This is a genomic window from Kitasatospora sp. NPDC127067 (genome assembly GCF_042724755.1).
GTDB classification, from domain to species: domain Bacteria; phylum Actinomycetota; class Actinomycetes; order Streptomycetales; family Streptomycetaceae; genus Kitasatospora; species Kitasatospora lactacystinica.
Window position 1 is genome coordinate 1 of record NZ_JBHXEM010000056.1, and the last position, 6,490, is coordinate 6,490.

Here is a 6,490-nt window from a genome sequence, read left to right on the forward strand (position 1 = left end):
GTGTGTGGTGTGTTTTGGGGTTAGGGGAAGATGTTGTGGCCGGGGGTGAGGGTGTGGGTGGGGTCGTAGGTGTTTTTGGCGTTGGTGAGGGTGGTCCAGTGGGGGCCGTAGTGGTGTTGCCAGTCGGTGGGGGTCATGTGGGGGATGGCGCCGACGAGGTAGCGTTTGGCGCCGAGTTGGGTGGCGGTGTTGTAGAGGTTGCGGTTGCGGGTGAGGTGGGTGGTGGGGTTGGTGGTGGGGTGGGGGAAGGCGAGGAGGTCGAAGAGGTAGGCGGTGGGTTCGTTTGGGGTGATGGCGAGGGGGTGGGTGAGTTTGTTGGTGTGGAAGGGGTAGCAGAGGAGGAGGCCGGGGCCGATGTCGTCGGGGGTGAGTTGGGGGAGGGTGTGGTTGAGGAAGGTGGGGGTGGTGGTGGCGGGGAGGAAGAGGGAGAGCCAGGGTTTGGGGGTGTTCCAGTAGCCGAGGTTTTTGATGGTGTCGGCGAAGGTGTCGGCGCGGTAGGTGTATTCGCGGTAGGTCTGGTCGGTGATGGTGGTGGTGGTGGGGTTGAGTCCGGTGAGGAGGGGGGTGGGGTTGGGGGGTGTGGTGTCGTTGTAGTGGGTGACGGCTTCGATTTTGTAGTGGGGGGGTTGTCCGTTGGGTTGGATGAGGATTTCGCCTACTTGGGAGGGGAAGCGGCCGTCGTTGAGGATGGTTTGTTGGTCGGTGAGGAAGGTGTGTTGGTCGGTGTAGGTGAGGGTGAGGATGCGGGCGTTTTGGGGGGCGGGGACGAGTTTGAGGGTGGCTTTGGTGATGATGCCGACTTGGCCGGCGCCGGCGAGGGCGGTGTGGAAGAGGTCGGGGTTTCGGGTGGGGGAGGCGGTGAGGATGCGGCCGGTGCCGGTGACGATTTCGATGGCTTCGACGGTGTCGGCCTGGAGGCCGTGTTTGTGGACGGTGGAGCCGATGCCGCCGATGCTGATGGTGCCGCCGATGGAGAGGTGGAGGTAGTCGGTGAGGGCGGGGGGTGTGAGGTTCTGGGCGAGGGTGGCTTCGGTGAGTTGGGCCCAGGTGACGCCGGTGTCGACGGTGGCGTTGGTGGGGGTGATGGTGTGGATGCGGTTGAGGGCGCGGGCGTTGATGCTGATGCCGCCGGCGACGCCGGCCTGGCCGTAGTTGGAGTGTGATTCGAGGTCGTTTCCGGTGCCGCTCTGGCCGTTCATGGCGACTTTGAGGTTGTTGCGGCGGGCGAAGTCGATGATGGTGGCGATGTCGGGGGCGCCGGCGGGGTGGAGGACGGCGTAGGGGGTGTTGGTGGTGAGGCGGCCGAAGTCGTGGGCGTGGGTGTTGCGGGTGGTGGGGTTGGTGGTGAGGGTGCCTTGGATGGGGGGTAGGGGGGTGATGCGGCCGCGGGTGGGGGTGTCGGTGGTGGCCCAGGTGCGGGTGGTGGTGTTGTAGCCGATGACGGTGGCGGCGGCGCCGGTGAGCAGGGTGCGCCTGGACAGGGGGGTTGGGTTCATGCGCGGTGGTCTCCTCGGGGTGGTGGGCGGGCCCGGCGGGTGCGGGTGCGGGTGGTGTGTGGTGGGTGCCGGCTTTGCGGGTGCTGTCGGTCGGTGGTGGTCCGGCCGGTCGGTGGTTGAAGTCCTGGTGGTTCTGTCGGCTGTTGCGGTCGTGCGTGCAGGGGTGTTCCTGCCTGGTGCAACGGCGGTGCTGGTCCTGCCTGTTGCGCTGGCGTTGACGCGGGGGCCGGTTCGATCGGCCTGCCGTGCCCGGTGGTTCTGCCGGTTGTGTCTGTGCTGCCGGCTGCGGTGTCCTTGCCGGTGGTGCTGGTCCTGTGCCTGGCGGTTCGATCGGCCTGCCCTGCCGGTTGTGCCGCCAGCGCGGGTCTTGCCGGCCGTGGTGCGGCCGGTTCTGTGGGTCCTGGGGGTCGGGCCGGGGTCGAGTGGGTCCTGTCGGCCGTACTGGTCCTGTCGGCCGTATCGGCCTTGCGGGTTGTGCCGGTCCTGTCCCGGTCCGTCGGTCCTGCCGGTGCTGTCGGCCGTGGCCTGACCTGTCGGTGGTTCCGGTCCTGCTGGTCCTGTCGGCCGTTGCGGTCCTGTGTGCAGGGGTGCTCTTGCCTTCTGCAACTGCGGTGCTGGTCCTGCTTGTTGTGTTGGTGCGGGGGCCGGTTCCTTCGCCTGCCGTTTCCGGCCCGGCTCTGCCCGGTCCCAACTGGTGCGGTGGCGTGGTGGGTTGCTGTTCTCGCCGTTCCGTTTCTCCTGGCCCTACCGGCCTTGCGGGTGGTGCCGGTGGTGCGGGTGGGTCCGGTCCTGCCCCGGCCCGTCGGTCCTGCCGGTTCTGCGGGCGGTGGCCGTCGTGCGGGTTGTGCTGGTGCGGGGCCGGGTCCTTTGCCTGCCGGCCCCGGCGGCCGGTCCTGTGTGCTGCGCCGGGTGTTCCGGTCGTGTGTGCTGTAGCGGTTCCTGCCGCCTGTAACTGACCTGCTGGCCCAGTGTGTTGTGCGGGTGCGGGTTGGGTCGGTCCCGCCGGTGTGCATTGCTGGTGGTGTCGTCTGGGCCGGTTCTGCGGGTCGTGGCGCGGGCGGTCCTGCGTGCGGTGGTGTCTTTGTGGTGTGTAACTGTGGTGCTGGCCCTGTGTGTTGTGCCGGTCTTGAGGGTCTTGCCCGTGGTGCTGGTGCTGGTGCTGGTGCTGGTGCCGGTGCTGTGTCGGGTGTGTTGTGTTCTGGGTGTTGTTCGGGTGGGCCGGCCTGTGGTGTGGGCCGGCCTGTCCTGGTGGTGCGGTGTGGCGGGGTGCGGTGGGTGGCATGTGCTGCTGGTGGCCGGGGTGCCGCCGGGGGCGTGGTGCTGGGTGCGGGGTGCTGGTGCCGCCGGTGGCCGGTGGCCGGTGGCGGGTGCCGCCGGTGGCCGGGGGCCGGTGCCGCCGGGTGCCGGTGGTGTGCGGGGTGCCGTGGGTGTGCGGGGTGCCGTGGGTGGCGGGTGCCCGCCGGGTGCCGCCGGGTGTGTGGTGTGTGGGGTGTTAGGGGGTGGTGTGGGTGGTGGTTTGGTAGTTGGTGAGGTCGAAGGTGCGGGTTTGTTGGCGGAAGCGCCAGGTGTAGGTGGGCCAGATGTTGGGGTTGTTGCCGTGGGTGTCGGTGTACCAGCTGGTGCAGCCGCCGGTGTTCCAGACGGTGTTTTTGAGGCGGTTCTGGAGGGTGGTGTTGTAGGTGGTTTGGGCGTGGGGGTGGACGTCGAGGGTGGTGAGGTGGTGGGTGCGGAGGGTTTTGAGGGCGGCGAGGATGTAGGTGATCTGGGCTTCGATCATGACGGTTTGGGAGGAGTGGCCGAGGGTGGTGTTGGGGCCCAGGAGCATGAAGAGGTTGGGGAAGCCGTGGATGGTGGTGCCGCGGTGGGCGGTCATGCCGTGGGTGTTCCAGGTGTCGTGGAGGGTGTGTCCGTGGCGGCCGTGGATGAGGTGGGCGATGGGGCGGTCGGTGGCGGTGAAGCCGGTGGCGAGGATGATGGTGTCGATGTGGCGTCGGGTGCCGTCGGTGGTGGTGATGTGGGTGGGGCCGATGTGGGTGATGGTGTCGGAGATGATGTCGACGTTGGGTTGTTGGATGGCGGGGTACCAGGTGTTGGAGAAGAGGAGGCGTTTGCAGCCGACGGTGTAGTCGGGGGTGAGGCGGGCGCGCAGGGCGGGGTCGGGGACGGATTTTTTGAGGTGGCCGGCGGCCATGTTCTTCATGCCGGTGGTGCGGGAGGGGCGGGACATGAAGAACGCGACGATTTCGCGGCCGTGTTTGTTGAAGGCGCGGCGGAAGCGTTGGTAGCCGGGGAGGTGGCGGAGCATCCAGGTGTGGCGGGGGGTGTTGGGTTTGTCGGGTTTGGCGGCGACCCAGGGGGGTGTGCGCTGGTAGAGGTCGATGTGTGCGGTGTGGGGTTGGATGGCGGGGACGAACTGGATGGCGGAGGCGCCGGTGCCGATGACGGCGATGTTGCGGCCGGTGAGGTCGTGGTCGTGGCGCCAGCGGGAGGAGTGGAAGACGGTGCCGGTGAAGGTGTCGAGGCCGGGCAGGTCGGGGACGGCGGGGTCGGAGAGGTAGCCGGTGCCGGTGACGAGGACCTGGGCGGTGTAGCGGCCGTGTTGTGTGCGGATGTCCCAGTGGTGGTGGGTGTCGTTCCAGGTGGCGTCGAGGAGTTCGTGGTCGTAGCGCAGGTGGGGGTCGACGCCGTAGCGGGTGGCGCAGTTCTTGAGGTAGGTGTGGACCTCGGTGCGGGTGGCGAAGGTGGATTTCCATTCGGGGTTGCGGGCGAAGGAGAAGGAGTAGAGGTGGGCCTGGACGTCGCAGGCGCAGCCGGGGTAGGTGTTGTCGCGCCAGGTGCCGCCGAGGTCGTGGGCGCGTTCGAAGACGAGGAAGTCGTCGATGCCGGCTTTGAGGAGGGCGATGGCGGTGCCGAGGCCGGAGATGCCGGCGCCGATGATCGCGACTTTGAGGTGGCGGACGGCGAGGTCGCCGGCGGCGGCGGTGGCGGGGGCCGTGTCCGTGGTGGTGCCTGAGCGGGTGTCCGTGCCCGTGGTGCCGGTGCCGGTGCCGGTGCCGGTGGCCGTGGCGCCGGTGGTGGTGCCCGCGGTGGTGGTGTCGGTGTCCGCGGTGGTGGTGCCCGCGGTGGTGGCCGTGGTGCTGCCGGCGTTGATGGTGGTGGCGGTGTCGGCGGTGGTGGTCGTGCCGGTGCCGCGGGTCGCGCCGCCGGTGGTGGTGTCGGGGGTGGGGGTCACCCCCGCCGCCGGGGTTGTGGGGGGTGTCGCCGGGGTGGCGGTGGGGGTGTTGGTGCGGTTGGGGGCGGGGGTGGTGGTCATGGCGTCGGTGTCCTCTTCTCGGGTGTCCTGGGTGGGCCCGGGGGTCAGGCGCGGCGGGTGAGGGTGACGCGGAAGTTGTTGAAGATGTGGTCTTCGAGGGTGTAGGCGAAGATGTCGAGGTAGCGCTCGAAGCGGGCGACGGTGGTCTCGTCGGTCATGGTGACGGCTTCGTCGCGGCGGGCGGCGAGGAGTTGGAGCCAGGCGCGGCAGGCGCGGGCGAAGGACTCGGGTTCGTTGCGGATCTCGGTGACCTCGAAGAGGCCGTCGAGGCCGGCGGCGAGTTCGGGCAGGCGCGGGATGTGGCAGCCCTCGAACTCCTCGCGCTGGAGGAACTTCAGGTCGTCCAGGAGCTGGCGGCGCAGCGGGGGGTTCTCGACGGTCATGGTGTGCAGGACGAAGCGGGCGCCGGGCTTGAGGAGGGAGTGGACCTGCTTGAAGAAGACGCGGTAGCGCTGGGTGCGCTCCTTGGGGGTGAGGGAGGAGAGCACGAAGTGTTCGAGTGCGTTGATGCAGAACGCGGCGTCGTAGGGGGCCTGGCCGTCGGCGAGGCGGTGGTCCTCCCAGCTTTCGACGCGGGCTTCGACGGCGGGGTTGGCGAGGGCGTCGACGAAGTCGGCCTGGGTGCGGGAGAGGGTGACGCCGACGGCCTTCTTGACGCCGTGGACGGTGGTGAGGCGGTTGAGCATGGTGCCCCAGCCGCAGCCGATGTCCAGGACGGTGTCGGTGTGGGCGGCGCGGGCGAGGTCGGTGAAGGCGTCGAGCTTGCGTTCCTGGGCCTCGTCGAGGACGGCGACGAGGTCCTCGCCGTCCTCCCAGTAGCCGCCGGAGTACATCATGGTGGGGCCCAGGATGAGCCGGTAGAGCTCGTTGGGGACCTCGTAGTGGTGGCGGATGGCCTCGACGTCGGGGTTGATGGAGCGGGCTTCGACGGTGGTCATGGGATGGGGCCCCTCGGTTGACGGTGGTGGGTTTCGGACGGGACGGGTGGGCGCCGGCGGGGCCGGCGCCCGGTGCGCGGTGGCGGGTGGCCCGGCCTGCGGTGCCCGATGGCCGGTGCGCGATGGCCGGTGCGCGGTGCGCGGTGCGCGGTGCGCGGTGCGTGGTGCGTGGTGCGTGGTCCTCGGTGCCGCTCGGGCCGCCGTGGCGGTCGTGGCGGCGGTGGGGCCGGTTGTTGCGGTTGTGGTGCGGCCGGTCGGGCGGTGTTCTGTGCCGGGACCGGGCCGCGGGTGCGGACCGGTCCGGTTCCGGCCGAACCGGACCGGATCGGTCGGGCCGCTGCCCTCGGCGCCTGCCGTGCCGGGCGGCCGGGTGCCGTCCGTGGTGCGGTGTGCCGGTTGAACCCGGTTTCCGGTGCGGGCGGGTGGTCGGGTGCTGACCGGTGGGCGGTGTGCCGGCCGAGTCGGGCCGAGGCTCCCGGGGTTTGACGCCGTCCGGGGTGGACGGCCGTCCCGGGCAGCCGCCCCCGGTGCCTGCCGTGCCGTGCCGTTCGGGCGGCCGGGTGCCGCCCTTGTGCGGTGTTTCCGGTCGGACTGGGTTGCTGGCCGGGTCAGTTGGTTCCCGGGGTCGGCGGCTCTGCTGTGTTCGGGCGGTTGGATGCCGCCCTTGTGCGGTGTTTCCGGTCGGACTGGGTTGCTGGCCGGGTCAGTTGGTTCCCGGGGTCGGCGGCTCTGCTGTGTTCGGG

Annotated in this window: 3 protein-coding genes; all 3 read right to left on the reverse strand. The window is 69.9% G+C overall.

Translation table 11 applies throughout. The annotated features are described in order from the left end of the window. Positions 1–20: 20 nt before the first annotated feature. A complete protein-coding gene (locus ACFWJ4_RS22340) occupies positions 21–1,496 on the reverse strand; it encodes an FAD-binding protein (protein WP_380546353.1) in 1,476 nt (491 codons plus the stop codon). A 1,492-nt stretch (positions 1,497–2,988) separates the two neighbouring features. Then, positions 2,989–4,809 carry a flavin-containing monooxygenase gene (locus ACFWJ4_RS22345; RefSeq protein WP_380546355.1) on the reverse strand — a complete coding sequence of 607 codons (1,821 nt, stop codon included), beginning with the start codon at positions 4,807–4,809 and terminating at the stop codon, positions 2,989–2,991. A 44-nt stretch (positions 4,810–4,853) separates the two neighbouring features. Continuing rightward, on the reverse strand, positions 4,854–5,747 hold the full coding sequence (locus ACFWJ4_RS22350; RefSeq protein WP_380546357.1) for a class I SAM-dependent methyltransferase: 894 nt from the start codon (positions 5,745–5,747) through the stop codon (positions 4,854–4,856). Positions 5,748–6,490 lie beyond the last annotated feature (743 nt).